Origin of the sequence: Brevibacillus porteri (genome assembly GCF_003013475.1) — a bacterium.
Classification (GTDB): Bacteria; Bacillota; Bacilli; order Brevibacillales; family Brevibacillaceae; genus Brevibacillus; species Brevibacillus porteri.
In genome coordinates this window covers 55,051-72,086 of record NZ_PXZO01000057.1, presented here as the reverse complement: position 1 = coordinate 72,086, position 17,036 = coordinate 55,051, and the positions used below count along the sequence as shown (strand labels likewise).

The window sequence follows — 17,036 nt, the reverse complement described above, 5'->3', positions numbered from 1 at the left end:
TTTTCGGGAGGACAAACGATGACTGCTATCGTCTGGTTCCGTCGGGATCTGCGCTTGCATGACCATGCTGCTCTGCACGCAGCTATGCTCACAGGCGATCCGATTATTCCTGTTTATATAGTGGAGGATTCGCTTTGTCGTTCTGCGGTTGTAGGAGATAAGCGACTACATGCGAGTTTTGCCGCGATAGCTGCACTCGGCGATACTTTGGCTCAACTGGGAGGACGCCTCTTGATTCGCCACGGCAACCCACAGCAAGTGCTCTGTCAATTAGCGCAAGAGACGGGTGCAGAAAAGTTGTTTTTCAATCGGGATTATACGCCAGAGGCTCGCAAGCGAGACGAGCTCGTGTCTGAAGTGTTGAGCCGTCTAGGCGTGTTTGTACATACATGCAAGGATCTGGTTTTGCATGAGCCCGGGGAAATTATGACGAAGCAGCGGACACCGTATGCCGTTTTTACACCTTATCGCCGCGTTTGGCAGACGCTGGCCAAAGATAGACCGTTCTCTCAGCCGACAAGATGGAATCTATTTGAGCGGTTGAAGGAGTTGGCGAGTGAGCCAGTTCCTACTATGGAAGCGTTTGGACGGAAACGACCGATCGGCCCCGAGTGGGAAATGGAGCAGTTCGGGGAGCTGGCGGCACGTAAACGATTGCAGCAATTTTTAGATGGAGACATTTATACGTATAAAGAACAACGCGACATGCCAGGGGTAAATGCGACCTCCCGGCTGTCTTTTGCCCTAAACGCAGGTACGCTGTCTATACGAACGGTGTATCATAGCGTACAGGAAGTGCTTGCTTCCGCGCGGGGTGAGCAGGTTACCTCGATCGAAGCTTTTCTTACGGAACTCATTTGGAGAGAATTTTATCAGCAGGTGCTTTATTTCCATCCGCACACGATTGACCATGCCTACCTGCCACAATTTGAAACGGTCGCTTGGGAAAATAGGAAGGACCTATTTACCCAGTGGTGTCATGGGGAGACGGGCTACCCGATTGTCGACGCTGCCATGAAGCAGTTGAATGAGACGGGTTGGATGCACAATCGGCTGCGGATGATTACCGCTTCTTTTTTGACAAAGGATTTGCTCGTGGATTGGCGTTGGGGAATGGCCTATTTTGCACAGCAGTTGATCGATTTCGATGAAGCGGCAAACATCGGGGGCTGGCAGTGGAGTGCTTCGACTGGTACCGATGCGCAACCGTATTTTCGGATCTTTCATCCTGTCACACAAGGGGAAAAGTTTGATCCAGACGGCATTTTCGTCAAAAAATATCTTCCCGTATTGCGTGAAGTACCTCTACAATATATTCATAAACCGTGGGACATGCCGGAGCATATCCAAGAGCAAGCAGGCTGTAAGATTGGCTTCGACTATCCGATTCCTTGTGTGGACCATGCACAAAGAAGAAAGCTGGCCATGGCCTTGTTTCAAGAGGCAAAAGACCGCCATCAAAAGACTGAGTAATGACTTTTAGGCAAAGGGAGATAGAGACGTGGCACAACTATATTTTCGGTATGGAGCGATGAATGCTTCCAAATCCATTCAATTATTGACCGTTGCCCACAACTACGAGCAATCGGGGAAAAAAGTAGTAGTGTTTACTCCAGCAGTGGATGATCGCTATGGCGTGGGAAAAGTTGCTTCGCGTGTTGGGATTAGCCGAGAAGCGATTCCGATTAGCGAAGAGACCGATCTGTATCAAATCGTAGAGGCAGAGTCAGTCAAGCCGCATTGCGTGTTGGTTGACGAGGCTCAGTTCATCAGCCGCCACCATGTGGATCAGCTCGTCAGGATTGTAGACAAGCTGGGCATCCCTGTAATCGTTTATGGCTTGTTGAAAAACTTCAAGAATGAGCTCTTCCCTGGCAGCGCCGCCCTGTTGTGCGAGGCTGACAAGGTAGAAGAGATTAAAACCGTCTGTGTTTACTGCAATAAAAAGGCGACGCATATTCTCAAGTTCAAAAATGGACAACCCGTCTACGCTGGCGAGACGATTGAAATTGCTGGAAATGATACGTACAGCAGCGTCTGTCGCAAGCATTACTATACGCCTCCAGTTGTCGAATAAAGAAAGCAGAAGCCACCCCCTGTTTGTCCCGTGCATGAGCCCAAGAGGCGATGCGCAGACTAAGCAAAACAGGAGGTGGCTTTTTCATGCGGACACAGCCTATTTGGCGAAGCGCGTTGGTCATACTGGGCGTGGTGACACTGACTTCTGCTCTCACCGTCGGCTGCGGTGGAAATACGGCTAAGCAACAGGGCTATCGTACGGATATGAGGAATACGCAGCACAATATGAAGATCAGAGGGGATCAAAGCGGAAATACGCTGCAAGGCCGTACCCCTGTTGCTGCTGATCGCGACTCGCTAATGGGGCGCAATCAAAACCCGAACATGGTTACTGGTCAAACGAATGTGCGCAATACGCCAGTCGAAGTGACGAATATGGAGAGGACCGCTATGTCGGTGAAAGGTGTGGAAAATGCACGCATCACACTCAGCGATGCCAATGCATATGTTACTCTTGACCTTGTGCATAACATCACTGCGAATCAAGCGCGTACCATCGAGCAGCAGGTGATTTCACTTCTACGAGAAAGAATTCCAAACTACGATTTTCACTTAACCTCGCATGACGGTTACCATCGCTGACAGGTGAGCAGGACGTATGTAGCAAGGCTCGGCATAGCCGAGCCTGTTTGGCATCGGTAAAACATTTCCAGTAATAATGCGCTTTGACTTCTTGCGACATTCCTCCTATAATTTATCTGTTATAACCGTTTTTATGGTAGATAGCATTTTATCGCAATTCATATCTAACATACATGCTACCAAGGCTTCGCCTGCGCCAAAAGGCTATTATTCTTTGCGATGGGGTGAAATAAAAATGTTTACACGCTTATCTGCAGTCGAAGAGCGTTTTGAAGAAGTAACGAATCTCCTATGTGACCCCGACGTCATTAGTGATACAAAACGCTTGCGTGAACTGTCTAAGGAACAATCTTCGTTGGAAGAGACGGTAACGACATACCGTGAATATAAATCAGTGGTGAGTCAAATCGATGACGCCAAAGCGATGCTCGAAGAAAAACTGGATGACGAGATGCGTGAAATGGTCAAGCTCGAGCTCAATGAATTGTCATCACGCAAGGAACAACTGGAAGATCGCTTGAAGATCCTGTTGCTTCCAAAAGACCCGAACGATGAGAAAAACGTCATTGTGGAAATCCGCGGTGCTGCGGGCGGCGATGAAGCTGCACTGTTTGCAGCGGTGCTTTTCCGTATGTACACTCGCTTTGCGGAGCGCAACGCTTTTAAAATTGAAGTGCTGGAGGCAAGCCCAACCGATATCGGTGGATACAAAGAAATTGTCTTCTCGCTGTCTGGCCGCGGTGCTTACAGCAAAATGAAATTCGAAAGCGGCGCGCATCGTGTGCAACGCATCCCGGCTACTGAGTCCGGTGGACGCATCCATACTTCTACTGCGACTGTACTGGTTCTGCCAGAAGCAGAAGACGTGGAAGTGGAAGTACACGAAAAAGATATCCGCATCGATACGTTCTGCTCCAGTGGTGCGGGCGGTCAGAGCGTTAACACGACCAAGTCTGCGGTTCGCGTAACGCATATTCCTACAGGGATCATGGTTTCTTGTCAGGACGAGAAATCCCAGCATTCCAACAAAGACAAGGCGCTGCGTGTATTGCGCGCACGTCTGTATGATTTCTACATGCAACAACAAAATGCGGAAGCAGATGCTACGCGCAAAAGCTTGGTGGGTACTGGTGACCGAAGCGAGCGCATCCGCACTTACAACTATCCACAAAGCCGCGTGACCGACCACCGCATCGGTCTGACCCTGCACCGACTGGAATCGGTATTGGAAGGCGAATTGGATGAAGTGATCGACAACCTGATCCTGCATGAACAAACGGAGCTTTTGAAAAGCCATGCACACTCAGCTTGATTGGTCTGATGTCACGACGATTCGAGAAGCCCTATTACGGGCTTCTTCCTTTTTGCGGGAAAAAGGGACAAAGGATCCTTTGTTCGAAGCGGAGCTAATGATTCGTCATTGTCTCGACTGGGATCGGACGCGCTTTTTAATGGCGATGACGGATTCAATCGATGCAGAAACATTGGTGAAGCTGGACGGACTGTGCGTGCGCCGGGCGAGTAACGAGCCACTGCAATATATGTTTGGCGAACAGGAGTTTTACGGTCGTCCTTTTACGGTACGACCAGGTGTGCTGATCCCAAGACCGGAAACAGAAATCCTGGTGGAGCAAGTGATGGCTGCTGCAGCAAAGCTCTGGCCTGAGCGGGAAGAGCTAGCGGTGGTGGATATCGGCACAGGGAGCGGAGCCATCTGCATTACGCTCGCGTTAGAAAAACCGCAATGGCACGTGACTACGGTGGACCTGTCTCCTGAGGCAACGGCAATCGCACGGGAAAATGCAAGTCGTCTTGGTGCAGATGTCCGCTTTCTACAAGGGGATTTGGTGCAACCGCTTTTGGAAACAGGCGAAAAGGTAGACATCCTCGTGTCCAATCCACCTTATATCCCGAGTCGCGATGTCGAGGAGCTGGACGATGAAGTACGCGTACATGAACCTCGCTTGGCTTTGGATGGCGGTGAAGATGGTCTGGATTGCTACCGTCGACTGTGTGAGGCGCTGCCGAATCTATTGAAAGAAAGAGCGGTCGCAGCGTTTGAGGTAGGCATTTATCAGGCTGGGGATGTAGCGGCATTGATGAGGGCATCCGGTGTCATGGATGAGGTAGAGATTGTTCCGGATTTGGCGGGGATCGAGCGGGTCGTTATCGGAGTGAGACGATAGCACTTGCTCGTCTCGCCTTTTTTACATATGGAATGAATGTTTGAAATCGTGTGAATCCGTCCATACTGATTGCTAAAGAGAGAAGATCAGTATAGAGGGAGACGGATAACAATGAAACGGATGTTATTGATGGCATTTAGCCTGTTTGTGCTTATGATGAGCTGGGAGGGGCAGCTTACTTCGGCCAATGTGTTGGATAATGGGCCGATCCCTCAGGAATCCGTTCGCTTGCGTATTATTTCGAACAGCGATTCTGTCCAAGACCAATGGTTGAAGCGCGAAGTCAGAGATGCCATTATCGCTCAAATGAATACATGGGCGGACGATATCGAGACTTTGGAGGAAGCAGAGCAAGTGATTCAATCACAATTGCCTGTCCTGCAACAAGTCGTAGACAAGACGATCAAGGAACGCGGTTTTTCGTATAAAGCTGTAGTCGATTTCGGCGAAGTCCCTTTTCCGACGAAGCTGTACGGCTCTTATGTGTATCCTGCAGGTAATTACCGAGCAGTCCGTGTACAAATTGGAGAGGCAAAAGGCCAAAACTGGTGGTGTGTCCTGTTCCCACCGCTCTGCTTTATTGACATGTCCAATGGTGACGCTGTACAAGCAGAGCCAACTCCAGAGCCTGAAGAATCAGAGCAACCGACAGCAGCTGTATCCGAGGAAGATGAAAACTACGATCGACTTGATAGAAAGCAAGTAGCGGTTGCACCCCTAGAAGAGAACGAAGTAGGGCAACATTCCGAATCAAATAAAGTGGACGCTGAACAAACAAAAGTAGAGGTAGAAAAGTCCGAAGAGATAGAAAAAGTAGAAGAAACAACTGCCTCTGCTCCTGAAGTAGAAGTGAGATTTTACTTATGGGAAAAAATCGAGAGCTGGCTCTCCTAAGCTGGACATAAAAAACGACACCCGCCGCATGTGCAGGTGTCGTTTTGAATGGCTCTATTACTTTTTGAACAAAGCCTCACGAATCTCAGACTTCAACAAATCTTGGTAACGCTGAGCAGGGATCGCGAACTCTGGCATTCCCGCTGCATAGGCGGCAATTTCGTATTGACTAAAATGGATCATCAGGTTGCCATCTTTAAAGGAGAAGCCTTGATCCTCTCTGATGCTTTCGAATCCATCGTAAGGATTAAAGCCATCCGCCTCGGTTTCTTCTTTTATTTGTTGCAAAATGATTTGATTGAAAATGGTACGGTAGTCATGGCCAGACTGGAACAGGTCAGCCAGCTTCAATTGTTTTGATTTGGCTTGATTATCGATGTTGTAATACGAAACATCCGTCATGCCATGTGCTCCGCCTGTATAAATGTACGTCTGTACGGAGAAAGAAACGAGATTACCAGCATTGTATACCTCATAGGAGATGTCGAGCGCATGAGGGCGTGGTTCCCATCCGTTCTTTTTCGCTTCTGCTGCATCTTCTTTGCCGGCTTTTTGTCCTTCCGCCAAGCCTGTTTGTGCTTCTTTCAGCAGAGTAGCGTTCAGTTTTGCTTCAAAAGCTTTATCCTTCATCCCGCTAATCACTGGGATGGATACTTTACCTTGAAATTCTTTCGTATCGACCGTAATGGTTTTTGGTGTGAACACGACACCGTTAGCTTGTGGCTTTGGCGCTTGTACAGCAGGCTTTGTGGAGGTTGCAGGTGTAGCTGGTGCTGCAAATACTGGAGCAGCGACAGCTGTTAACAATACAGCTGTGCCAAGCAGGCTGGAAGCTAAGGATTTAAAAGATGACATATCATTCACGGTCCTTTCGATAAAGGGAAAGTTATTGTTTTGTTTTCGTGTTCATTCTACTACACGGTTGAGACGGATGAAGTTAAAAAAAGGTAACAATGTTCTCTTTTCCACGCTGTTCAGAAAAGTTATTCACAAGTTACCCACAGCCTGTTGAAAACTTTTTGGTGCACATCTATACTTAAGGCACTCCTTACCAAGAAACGAGCTAGAGAAAGGATTTTTTAACGATGGAAATGAATTTTGTGACAAAAGCCTGGTCTGTGGATAACGATGTGGAAAATCAGCATAGTTGTGCACAGATTGTGGATGCAGCCCGTTTTCTTCGAGAAGGGGCAGTTGTCGCGTTTCCCACGGAGACGGTTTACGGCTTGGGAGCGAATGCATTATCAAATGAAGCAGTGGAAAAAATATTTACAGCAAAAGGCAGACCCAGCGATAATCCGCTGATTGTACATATTGGGGCGTGGGACCAGTTGTCCACAGTAGCAAGTGAGGTTCCGGAGAAAGGGAAAAAGCTGATGGAGGCGTTTTGGCCTGGACCGTTGACGGTGATTTTGCCAAAAACCGATCAAGTAGCTTCGCTGGTAACGGCAGGTCTGGAATCAGTCGGGGTTCGCATGCCTGATCATCCGATTGCCTTGGCTTTGATCAAGGAAGCGGGGGTACCGATTGCAGCTCCAAGTGCCAATCGCTCTGGACGTCCGAGTCCAACGACAGCGGCGCATGTATTGGCTGACTTGGATGGACGCGTAGCAGGTGTGGTCGATGGTGGGGCAACAGGTGTTGGGGTAGAATCTACGGTTATTGATGTTACGCAGGACCCGCCCATGATTCTGCGCCCAGGCGGCATTACACGGGAGCAAATGGAACCAGTGATTGGCTACGTGGAGCTCGACCCTTCTTTTCAAGTGGGAGCAGCCGAGGCACCACGCTCTCCAGGGATGAAATATACGCATTACGCTCCTGAAGGCGAAATGTGGCTCGTGTCAGGAGAGAGTGAAAAAGTTCGGGCGAAAATGGAAGACATGCTGCAACAGGCGAAGCAGCACGGTCAAAAAACGGGTGTGCTGGCAACGGAAGAAACAGCTCCTTTTTGGCAAAGTCACGCGGCGGCAGATGTCGTTCTTGTGGTCGGATCACAAGCGGATCTGGAAATGGTTGCCCAACAGCTTTATGCTGTGCTGCGAGAATTCGACGATCAAGAGGTGCAGTATATAGTCGGTGAGACTTTCCCGCGAAACGGGTTGGGTATGGCCGTAATGAATCGCTTGGAAAAGGCTGCTGGAGGCCGAGTCTTGTCCGTGTAAACCTGTCCTAAACTCCCCCTTGTCCGCATAAGGTGAAGAGACGGGAGGGGAGCTGCTTGGACCAGGTGTTATTTCAATGGGGGCAATTTTTGACGTTGCTCATTATTGCTTTCGCCTTAAGTATGGATGCCTTTTCGTTGGGAATTGGCGTAGGGATGGTTGGGATTCGGTTACGAGAGATTATCAAAGTGAGTATCACCATCGGACTGTTTCACATTATGATGCCGATCATCGGGATTGTTGTTGGAGCGTACTTGTCCGATTTGGTTGGAGATATAGCCGTGTTTATTGGCGGCGGTGTCCTGATGATCATCGGCTTGCATATGCTATGGAATGGCTTCGTCCAAGGGGATCAAAAAAGTGTATTGAAGACAAAAGGGTTCGGACTTATGCTCTTCGCATTAAGTGTCAGTCTGGATGCTTTCACCGTCGGTTTCTCGTTCGGCTTGATCGAGGTCAATAGAATTTTGGCCATCTCCCTTTTTGGAATAATGGGTGCCACCATGTCCTACTTCGGTTTATTGTTAGGCAGGAGTGTGGGAGGGTGGCTTGGGGATTATAGCGAATTAGTAGGTGGACTTATTTTGTTTGGTTTTGGGTTAAAATTTATGATATAACCGGACTAATTAATAGGAGAGGAGGAACGATACGTGAAACGGATACTTTTCGTCTGTACGGGAAATACGTGCCGAAGCCCAATGGCAGAAGCGATGTTCCGTTCGAAGACAGATGGACAGGGGCTTGAGATACGCTCAGCAGGAGTGGCGGCATTTGCCGGTCAGGATGCCTCCTTGCACGCCAAACAAGTATTAGAAGAACGAGGAGTTGCCCACGATCATAAGGCCAGCAAGGTAGACGAAGGGTTGATTGAATGGTCTGATGTCATTTTGACGATGACGCACGGTCACAAGCGAGCGATCCTGACGTATTTCCCCTCAGCGGCTGAAAAGGTGCATACCCTGCAGGAGTTCGTTGGGATAGAAGGCTTTAGTGATATTGCTGATCCGTATGGGGGATCACTGATGGATTATCGCAGGTGTGCCGAAGAAATCGAAGAGTCACTGGAAAGGCTCTCATTGATGCTCAAGGACCCAGGTCTTCGTAAATCATTGGATGAATAGGGTGCTGGTATATAGCCAGGGCCTTGTTTTTTGCGAGAGTACGAACGATTTTTAGTCATTTGATAAAAATGTTCACTTTTTACTTATTGTTTTTTGATGTATACTAGACGAAGATTATGAGACAAGCGAGGGATGACAGATGAAAGTAGCACTTGCTGCTGATCACGGTGGATACAAGCTAAAAGAGGAGATCAAGACTCTGCTGGCCTCCATGAACATCCAGACGGAAGACTTCGGCTGCACCTGCGAGGAATCGGTTGATTATCCCGATTATGCTTTGCCAGTAGCGGAAAAGGTGGCAGCGGGGGAGTTTGATCGAGGCATTCTCGTTTGCGGAACAGGTATCGGCATGTCGATCGCAGCCAACAAGGTTCCAGGCATCCGTTGTGCACTTGTGCATGATACGTTTTCTGCACGCGCTACCCGTGAGCATAACAACACCAATGTGTTGGCGATGGGTGAGCGTGTCATTGGACCGGGTCTTGCGCTTGATATCGTGAAAATTTGGTTGGAAACAGAGTTTCAAGGTGGTCGCCACGAGCGTCGTGTGGAAAAGATTTCCCAAATTGAAGCGAAGCATGCGGGAGTGAAGTAAGTGGATTTATCCGCTATCGAAAAACAAATCAGTGACATTGTCGAAGAAGTAGCTGATATGGCAGAGCTGAAAGCCGGGCAACTCATGGTGATTGGGTGCAGTACCAGCGAGGTGCTCGGGGAGCATATCGGTAAAGCTGGCAGCCAAGATGTAGCGAAAGCTCTGTATCGTGGGATTCAATCTGTTGTAGAAAAGCGCGGCTTTGCTGTTGCCTTCCAATGTTGTGAACATTTGAACAGGGCTCTGGTCGTCGAGCGTGATGTTGCATTGCGATACGGACTGGAAGAGGTCTCGGTTGTTCCCGTTCCGACTGCTGGAGGCTCTATGGCTGCGCATGCGTTTACACAGTTCACGGATGCAGCCGTTGTGGAGCACATTCGCGCGCACGCAGGCATTGATATCGGCCATACGCTGATCGGCATGCATCTGAAGCATGTGGCAGTACCGGTGCGTCCAACACTGCGTCTCGTTGGACAAGCCCATGTTACGGCAGCGCGTACGCGTCCTAAGCTGATTGGCGGACCGCGTGCCGTGTATGAGAAGACATCGTCGAATGAAAGCTGCACGTAAAAGAGGTAGTTCAAAAAGCCGACTTTTTGAACAAGCACGTAAAAAGAATGTGGGACAAGCCCACTTTATGATCACGAACTTTTAAGGAGGAGAAACTATTATGCTAGATTTTTTGCGTAATCAAGACCCGCAAGTCATGGAAGCCGTTCAACTGGAGCTCGGAAGACAACGCGACAAGATTGAGCTGATTGCTTCTGAGAACTTCGTAAGCCGCGCAGTTATGGAAGCAATGGGAACCGTTTTGACAAATAAATACGCAGAAGGATATCCAGGTCGCCGCTATTACGGTGGTTGCGAGTATGTGGATATCGTGGAAAACATCGCGCGCGACCGCGTAAAAGAAATTTTTGGCGCTGAGCATGCAAACGTACAACCACACTCCGGTGCTCAGGCGAACATGGCTGTATACTTCACCATTCTTCAGCCAGGCGACACTGTGTTGGGAATGAACCTGTCCCACGGTGGTCACTTGACGCATGGTAGTGCAGTAAACTTCTCCGGTACTCTGTACAATTTCGTTGATTACGGTGTAGACGAAGATACGCACCTGATCAACTATGAAGTTGTTCGTGCAAAAGCGTTGGAGCACAAGCCAAAACTGATCGTTTGCGGTGCGAGTGCCTATCCGCGTACGATTGATTTTGCCAAGTTCCGTGAGATCGCAGATGAAGTGGGCGCGTACTTTATGGTGGATATGGCGCATATCGCTGGTCTGGTTGCGGCAGGTCTGCATCCAAACCCAGTACCACACGCGCATTTCGTTACTTCTACGACGCACAAGACTCTGCGTGGACCACGTGGCGGTTTGATTTTGTGCAAGGAAGAATTCGCGAAAGGCATCGACAAATCCGTATTCCCAGGCGTTCAGGGTGGTCCGTTGATGCACGTCATCGCAGCAAAAGCGGTTGCCTTCGGCGAAAACCTGCAACCAGAGTTCAAGGATTACGCAGCTCGCATCATCAAGAATGCACGTGCATTTGCGGAAAGCTTGACTGCTGAAGGTCTGACGCTCGTTTCCGGCGGAACGGATAACCACCTCGTATTGGTTGATGTAAGCAAAATCGGCCTGACAGGTAAAGTAGCTGAGCATTTGTTGGACGAAGTAAGCATTACCACAAACAAAAATACCATTCCTTACGATACACAAAGCCCGTTTGTTACAAGTGGTGTGCGCATGGGTACGCCAGCAGTAACGAGCCGCGGTTTTGATGAGGAAGCGATGAAAGAAGTAGCAGCAATTATCGCTCTGACATTGAAAAACCCAGAGGATGCTGCGAAGCACGAAGAAGCACGCCAACGTGTGGCAGCTTTGTGCCAACGTTTCCCGATGTACGAAGGATTGAATATCTAAGCAAGCCAACGAGAAGCAGACCCAGTGGAAATTTTCCCATTCGGGTCTGCTTTTTTTCCACTTCCCGGCTGTACCTAGGGATCGAGGATGCGAAAAAGTACGAAGATTAGGCAAATTGACGGCGCCACTCTCACCCGCTATTATAGAAAGGATGCATTGATAGGGAAACGGAGGAAATGACATGAGCCGTGTATATGTGTTTGACCATCCGCTGATTCAGCATAAAGTTACGTATATTCGTGACAAGAATACAGGGACCAAGGAATTTCGCGAACTGGTAGATGAAGTGACGACTCTGATGGGCTATGAAATTACTCGTGATATGCCGTTGGAGCAAACCACCATCGAAACGCCAGTGGCTACCTGTCAGTCGAACGTAATTGCTGGTAAAAAAGTAGGGCTGGTACCGATTCTGCGCGCTGGTCTTGGTATGGTGGATGGCCTGATGAGGCTGATCCCTGCTGCCAAAGTAGGACACGTAGGTCTTTACCGTGATCCGGAAACCCTACAGCCTGTTGAGTATTATGTGAAGCTGCCATCCGATGTTGCTGAGCGTGAGTTGATCGTAACTGACCCAATGCTGGCGACTGGGGGCTCTGCTGTTGCTGCTCTTACTGCTTTGAAAAAACGTGGAGCGAAAAACTTGAAGCTGATGTGCCTCATTGCTGCTCCAGAAGGCATCAAGCTGGTTCAGGACGAGCATCCTGATGTAGATATTTACGTAGCAGCTGTTGATGAATATTTAAACGACCATGGATACATCGTGCCAGGATTGGGCGATGCGGGTGACCGCTTGTACGGCACGAAGTAGTCGGAGAGGGAAAAACGTATGAAAACTGTAAAAGTAATGACGGTATTCGGAACACGTCCAGAAGCGATCAAAATGGCGCCGCTTGTCCATGAATTGAACAAGCACAGTGAACAGATCGAATCGGTCGTTTGCGTGACGGCCCAACATCGTCAAATGCTCGATCAGGTTTTGGACATTTTTGATATTCAACCAGACATTGATTTGAACATCATGAAGGATCGCCAAACGCTGGTGGGTGTGACCACTCGCGCATTGGAGAGCCTGGATGAAACGATGAAGGAAGTAAAACCGGACATTGTCCTCGTACACGGGGATACGACAACCACTTTTGTGGCGAGTCTGGCTGCTTTTTATAATCAAGTCGCGATCGGACACGTGGAAGCGGGCTTGCGCACATGGGACAAGTACTCGCCGTTCCCGGAAGAGATGAACCGTCAGTTGACAGGTGTAATGGCTGACCTGCACTTCTCTCCGACCGATGGATCGGCTGACAATCTTCGTCGCGAAGCAAAGCCGGAAGAGAGCATCTACGTGACAGGAAACACAGCAATTGACGCGCTGAAAACAACGGTTCGCGAGGATTACACGCATCCGGTACTTGATCGCGTAGCTGGTCAGAAGCTGGTGCTGATGACGGCACACCGCCGCGAAAATTTGGGCGAGCCGATGCGCCGTATTTTCCGTGCAGTTCGAAGACTAGTGGACGAGCATCCTGAGATTGCTGTTGTGTATCCGGTTCACTTGAATCCTGCTGTACAAGAAGTAGCGCAGGAGATTCTCGGAAACCACGATCGCATTTCGTTGATCGAACCATTGGATGCCCTTGATTTCCACAACTTCGCTCGTCGTGCCCATCTCATCCTGACCGATTCTGGCGGGGTGCAGGAGGAAGCGCCGTCTCTTGGCGTACCAGTCCTGGTTCTGCGCGATACGACAGAACGTCCTGAGGGGATTGAAGCAGGCACGTTGAAGCTCGTGGGAACTGACGAAGAGCAAGTTTATGCAATGGCAAAAGAATTGCTGACCAACCAAGCGGCTTACGATGCAATGGCGCACGCTGTCAACCCGTACGGGGATGGCGAGGCTTCCCGTCGTATCGTAGAAGCAATCCTCTATCATTTTGGTTTGCGAGCTGAACAGCCAGAGCCTTTCCAACCAGGTCAGTAACATACAGCTAGGAAAACCCGCCAGGTACCGTTCGTCAAAACCGGGCGGGTTTCTTGTTGGTAACGGGAATTTTTTTGGTTTCGAAGACTGACGATTTGGTATGTTTTTCTAATGGGGAATCGAGAGAATTGGCGAAACTATCCATGATTTTTTGCGTCTAATATTTAGTTGCTTGGCTTAGATGGAAAAAAGATAGAGTTTGGAATACGGAGAGGAGTTACCAACATGAGAGCGCAAAGGATAGTGACGCTGCTCACGGCCACGACCATGGCCTGGGGAGCTTTTGTTCCGTTTGTGCCGTTTGCGACCAATGTCGCACACGCCAGAGCGGAGACCAGTGCATTGAATATGATGTGGCAAACCCCAATTGGTGAGGGGACCACTTTGCAGAAATATACGAAATCATTTGCCAACCAAGTCGTCACGATCATGGTGACCAAGGTTGACATGAATAATCCTTACGTTGAGGTCAAACCGGTATACGGGACGAAAGGCAAGCTGACAGACAGGCAGACGGTTACACAAATGGCGCGTGAAACCGGAGCTGTAGCAGCGATCAATGCCGACTTTTTTAACATGTCGAAGCGGGGAGCGCCGTTTGGTATTGTCATGAAAGACGATGAACTCATTTCTTCCATGGGCTTGGTCTCCTACTGGTACGCCCTAGGCTTGACCGGAGACAAGATGGCTATCGTCGATAAGTTTGGTTTTGGCGGCAAGGTTACTGCTCCTAATGGCGCTACCTATTCGATTCAGGGTGTCAACAAGGAAGAGTACAACCCGAGTGATGGACGAAAAAGTCACCAGAATCAATTGAACGTTTATACCCCTTCCTTTGGCAAAACCAGCTTGGGGACGATATCGGGCTACAAAGATGTCGTCGAGATTCTGTTTGTAGACAACGTAGCCAAAGAAGTTCGTGTGAATCAACCTGGCGTATACATACCTTACAACGGCTATGTCCTTTGGGGACATGGAGCAGCAGGAGCATTTCTCAAACAAAACTTCCCAGTAGGCGCTACTGCAACAGTTGAGTATCAAACGACACCGCAGACACTCGACTTGAACCATGCGGTGGGTGGCAATGTCCTTTTGGTTGATCAAGGGAAAGCACTGTCGTCCTTTCCAGCGGACAAGTCCATCACGAGCAAAACGGCGCGTACAGCGGTCGGTGTTTCCCAGGATGGGAAGACCTTGTACATGGTCACGATCGATGCGAGCCAAGGCGTTTATTTGGATGAATTGGCAAAAATCATGGCGGAGCTCGGTTCTTTTCGGGCTGTAAACTTTGACGGTGGTGGCTCTACGACCATGGCAGCTCGAATGCTGGGTGAGACACACGCGAATCTGTCGAATAAGCCGAGCGGCGGTGCTGAGCGTCGTGTGCCTACTGGACTGGCCGTATACAACACGGCACCTGCTGGAGAATTGAAAGGCTTCCAAATCGATGTACCAGCAGATGTGCTTATCGGACAAACCATCTCGCTCAGCGCATCCAAGGGATATGACGTTCATTACCAACCGTACGCGATCAATGCAGGCGATGTGAGCTGGGATGCCAGTCAGTCCGAAGCGGGAACCGTAAATGGCAAGCAATTCACACCAGCTCGCTCCGGCAAGATCACATTGACTGCGCGATTGGGCAATGTGACGCAAAATAAAGACATTCAAGTCATTTCCGGCAACGATGTGCAGCAAATCATCGTTTCCCCGAATCCGATCACGATTGCACCGGGACAATCCCTTAATCTCGATGTCAAAATCAAAACGAAGAAGGGTTCTACCGTACAAGCGACGCCACTTAGCGTAAAAGCGAGTGTCGATTCCTCTGTAGCGACGATTAACGACAATCTGCAACTGGTAGCAGGCAATGAGCCGGGCAACGGAACCCTGACCATTACGTATGATGGCGTGTCGACAAGCGTACCATTTGCTGTCGGACAATTTGAGCAGCCATGGCTTACCTTCGATAATCAGGTTGGTATGTACCATGCGGCAAATCCATCCAGCATCAGTTCCGCTGGATCGTTCGGGCTCGTTTCCGATCAGACATTCCGCACGAAAAAGGCAGCGAAGCTGGTGTACAACTTCTCTGGAGCACCAGCGAACAACATGCGGATTTCGTATGGCGTTCTGGGGGCAAAACCTGTGACCATTCCTGGCAAACCGCTCGGATTGGGCTTGTGGGTCAATGGTGACAACAGCGGACATTGGCTCCGTGCAGAAGTAGTCGATGCAAACGGCAAGGCAGTCTACGTCGATCTGGCAAAAGAGATCAATTGGACAGGGTGGAAGCAGGTTAAAGGCTACTTCCCGAGCAATGTTGCGTATCCATTGCAGCTCAAGAGTGTGTATGTCGTTGACCAAGCCAGTGATGGCATTACACACGACAAAGGAACACTGTACTTCGACGAATTCTCGCTCCTCTTGGGCAACCAGACAGGCCAACCGAGCAATGTAGCCGTTGTTCCTGAACTGCCAGGCAGCATGTCCCTCGGGGCGGAGCTCGATCTCCATTATTCCTTAGCAAATACTGCTCCTTACCTGGATAGTGCGCTGATTGATGTGGAGTCGATCGTGACTCAGCCGATGCCAGGATATGTGCCTGCTGATTATTCGTTTACGATTAAGCCGGGCGAACTAAAAGCAGGACAAGAGGACGCAATTTCAACTTCGTCGATTCAGTTGACCTTGGTACCGAAGCAATGGCTCGCTGGAAAAGGCGTTGGGCTCTTGTACGTAAACGAAGTAAACAATACTTTGGATCCGCTGCTAGGAACCCTGAATGCTCAAGGTCAGTGGGTATATGAAGTCAATAGCTACGGCAAGTACATTCCGTACTACCTGGACAATGCAGGCACGGACAGCGCTGGATTTAGTGATATCGCGAAGCATCCAGCCAAGGCAGAAATCACCTACATGGCGGAAAAGGGCTACGTGAAGGGTTTGACAGAGACGACGTTCGGCCCAGAGGTTTCTTTGACAAGAGCACAGTTCGTCACCTTGCTCGCGCGCACTTTTGAATGGGAGCTCCCATCCTCACCAAAGCTGAAATTCAAGGATAAGGTGCCTTCCTATGCGCAAGGTGCCGTACAGGTTGCTGTTTCCAAAGGCCTGGTGAAGGGCTATAACGATAATACTTTCCGTCCAGATCAGCCGGTGACTCGCGCAGAGGCCGCAGTCATTCTCGATCGTCTCGTGAATAAAAAGGGAGCGACGAAAAAGGTCTCCGATAAAGGGACATGGCCATCCTGGGCATCTACATCCATCAACAACATGGTCGGACTCGGTCTGATTGATCCAGTTGGAGGAAATTATCAGCCGAATAAACCGACGACGAGAGCAGTGTGTGTCGTTGCGCTGTATCGCATCCTGCATCAAGCCAAGTAAGAATGACAGTAGAAAAAGGTCAAGCTTCTCTAAAAAAGAGGAGCTTGACCTTTTTTCTTTTTTCCATGTCGAAGAAAAAAGCTTTGCTAAAATAGGTTAACCGTTTTAAAATAACGGTTAACAAA

Annotated in this window: 16 protein-coding genes; 15 read left to right on the top strand and 1 reads right to left on the bottom strand. The window is 49.4% G+C overall.

Features of this window, described 5'->3' with window-relative positions:
* Positions 1-18: 18 nt before the first annotated feature.
* The 6 genes from C7R92_RS26520 to spoIIR all read left to right on the top strand — a co-directional run bounded on the left by C7R92_RS26520 (position 19) and on the right by spoIIR (position 5,741).
* Positions 19-1,473 (top strand): cryptochrome/photolyase family protein, encoded by a 1,455-nt coding sequence (locus C7R92_RS26520; RefSeq protein WP_106836196.1) that lies wholly within the window; start codon positions 19-21, stop codon positions 1,471-1,473.
* 28 nt (positions 1,474-1,501) lie between these two features.
* Positions 1,502-2,077, top strand: a complete 576-nt coding sequence (locus tag C7R92_RS26515) for a thymidine kinase (protein ID WP_069851033.1) — start codon at positions 1,502-1,504, stop codon at positions 2,075-2,077.
* Between the two features lie 86 nt (positions 2,078-2,163).
* Positions 2,164-2,661, top strand: a complete 498-nt coding sequence (locus tag C7R92_RS26510) for a sporulation protein (protein WP_069851030.1) — start codon at positions 2,164-2,166, stop codon at positions 2,659-2,661.
* Between the two features lie 235 nt (positions 2,662-2,896).
* Positions 2,897-3,973, top strand: coding sequence for a peptide chain release factor 1 (prfA, locus tag C7R92_RS26505; RefSeq protein WP_017252377.1), 1,077 nt, complete (start codon positions 2,897-2,899; stop codon positions 3,971-3,973).
* A complete protein-coding gene (gene prmC, locus C7R92_RS26500; protein ID WP_106836195.1) occupies positions 3,957-4,847 on the top strand; it encodes a peptide chain release factor N(5)-glutamine methyltransferase in 891 nt (296 codons plus the stop codon). The genes prfA and prmC overlap by 17 nt, the downstream gene beginning before the upstream one ends.
* Before the next feature lie 111 nt (positions 4,848-4,958).
* Positions 4,959-5,741, top strand: a complete 783-nt coding sequence (spoIIR, locus tag C7R92_RS26495) for a stage II sporulation protein R (protein WP_106836194.1) — start codon at positions 4,959-4,961, stop codon at positions 5,739-5,741.
* A gap of 57 nt (positions 5,742-5,798) precedes the next feature.
* Here the strand turns inward: spoIIR and C7R92_RS26490 are convergent, their stop codons facing one another.
* The gene (locus tag C7R92_RS26490) at positions 5,799-6,596 is read right to left on the bottom strand and encodes a DUF3298 and DUF4163 domain-containing protein (RefSeq protein ID WP_106836193.1); all 798 of its coding nucleotides are present in this window, start codon (positions 6,594-6,596) and stop codon (positions 5,799-5,801) included.
* A gap of 230 nt (positions 6,597-6,826) precedes the next feature.
* On the opposite strand from C7R92_RS26490, the gene C7R92_RS26485 reads away from it, so the two are divergent.
* From C7R92_RS26485 to C7R92_RS26445, 9 genes are all read left to right on the top strand, one after another.
* A complete protein-coding gene (locus tag C7R92_RS26485) occupies positions 6,827-7,906 on the top strand; it encodes an L-threonylcarbamoyladenylate synthase (RefSeq protein ID WP_017252373.1) in 1,080 nt (359 codons plus the stop codon).
* 56 nt (positions 7,907-7,962) lie between these two features.
* Positions 7,963-8,523 carry a manganese efflux pump MntP gene (locus C7R92_RS26480; RefSeq protein WP_017252372.1) on the top strand — a complete coding sequence of 187 codons (561 nt, stop codon included), beginning with the start codon at positions 7,963-7,965 and terminating at the stop codon, positions 8,521-8,523.
* Positions 8,524-8,556: 33 nt separating this feature from the next.
* Positions 8,557-9,027 carry a low molecular weight protein arginine phosphatase gene (locus C7R92_RS26475; protein WP_106836192.1) on the top strand — a complete coding sequence of 157 codons (471 nt, stop codon included), beginning with the start codon at positions 8,557-8,559 and terminating at the stop codon, positions 9,025-9,027.
* 139 nt (positions 9,028-9,166) lie between these two features.
* Positions 9,167-9,622, top strand: a complete 456-nt coding sequence (gene rpiB, locus C7R92_RS26470; RefSeq protein ID WP_007725502.1) for a ribose 5-phosphate isomerase B — start codon at positions 9,167-9,169, stop codon at positions 9,620-9,622.
* On the top strand, positions 9,623-10,192 hold the full coding sequence (locus C7R92_RS26465; protein WP_106836191.1) for a TIGR01440 family protein: 570 nt from the start codon (positions 9,623-9,625) through the stop codon (positions 10,190-10,192).
* A 100-nt stretch (positions 10,193-10,292) separates the two neighbouring features.
* Positions 10,293-11,543 (top strand): serine hydroxymethyltransferase, encoded by a 1,251-nt coding sequence (locus C7R92_RS26460; protein ID WP_007725498.1) that lies wholly within the window; start codon positions 10,293-10,295, stop codon positions 11,541-11,543.
* Between the two features lie 181 nt (positions 11,544-11,724).
* On the top strand, positions 11,725-12,354 hold the full coding sequence (upp, locus tag C7R92_RS26455) for a uracil phosphoribosyltransferase (protein ID WP_007725492.1): 630 nt from the start codon (positions 11,725-11,727) through the stop codon (positions 12,352-12,354).
* Between the two features lie 18 nt (positions 12,355-12,372).
* Complete coding sequence (gene wecB, locus C7R92_RS26450) at positions 12,373-13,521, top strand: non-hydrolyzing UDP-N-acetylglucosamine 2-epimerase (protein WP_017252367.1); 1,149 nt, start codon at positions 12,373-12,375, stop codon at positions 13,519-13,521.
* A 225-nt stretch (positions 13,522-13,746) separates the two neighbouring features.
* Positions 13,747-16,911 carry a phosphodiester glycosidase family protein gene (locus tag C7R92_RS26445; protein WP_106836190.1) on the top strand — a complete coding sequence of 1,055 codons (3,165 nt, stop codon included), beginning with the start codon at positions 13,747-13,749 and terminating at the stop codon, positions 16,909-16,911.
* Positions 16,912-17,036: the final 125 nt, after the last annotated feature.

Excerpts from the sequence above, each read along its gene's own strand:
- rpiB (WP_007725502.1), top strand. The coding sequence starts at position 9,167 with ATGAAAGTAGCACTTGCTGCTGATCACGGTGGATACAAGCTAAAAGAG.
- C7R92_RS26485 (WP_017252373.1), top strand. The coding sequence starts at position 6,827 with ATGGAAATGAATTTTGTGACAAAAGCCTGGTCTGTGGATAACGATGTG.
- prfA (WP_017252377.1), top strand. The coding sequence starts at position 2,897 with ATGTTTACACGCTTATCTGCAGTCGAAGAGCGTTTTGAAGAAGTAACG.
- C7R92_RS26510 (WP_069851030.1), top strand. The coding sequence starts at position 2,164 with ATGCGGACACAGCCTATTTGGCGAAGCGCGTTGGTCATACTGGGCGTG.
- C7R92_RS26460 (WP_007725498.1), top strand. The coding sequence starts at position 10,293 with ATGCTAGATTTTTTGCGTAATCAAGACCCGCAAGTCATGGAAGCCGTT.
- upp (WP_007725492.1), top strand. The coding sequence starts at position 11,725 with ATGAGCCGTGTATATGTGTTTGACCATCCGCTGATTCAGCATAAAGTT.
- C7R92_RS26520 (WP_106836196.1), top strand. The coding sequence starts at position 19 with ATGACTGCTATCGTCTGGTTCCGTCGGGATCTGCGCTTGCATGACCAT.
- wecB (WP_017252367.1), top strand. The coding sequence starts at position 12,373 with ATGAAAACTGTAAAAGTAATGACGGTATTCGGAACACGTCCAGAAGCG.
- prmC (WP_106836195.1), top strand. The coding sequence starts at position 3,957 with ATGCACACTCAGCTTGATTGGTCTGATGTCACGACGATTCGAGAAGCC.
- C7R92_RS26490 (WP_106836193.1), bottom strand. The coding sequence starts at position 6,596 with ATGTCATCTTTTAAATCCTTAGCTTCCAGCCTGCTTGGCACAGCTGTA.
- spoIIR (WP_106836194.1), top strand. The coding sequence starts at position 4,959 with ATGAAACGGATGTTATTGATGGCATTTAGCCTGTTTGTGCTTATGATG.
- C7R92_RS26445 (WP_106836190.1), top strand. The coding sequence starts at position 13,747 with ATGAGAGCGCAAAGGATAGTGACGCTGCTCACGGCCACGACCATGGCC.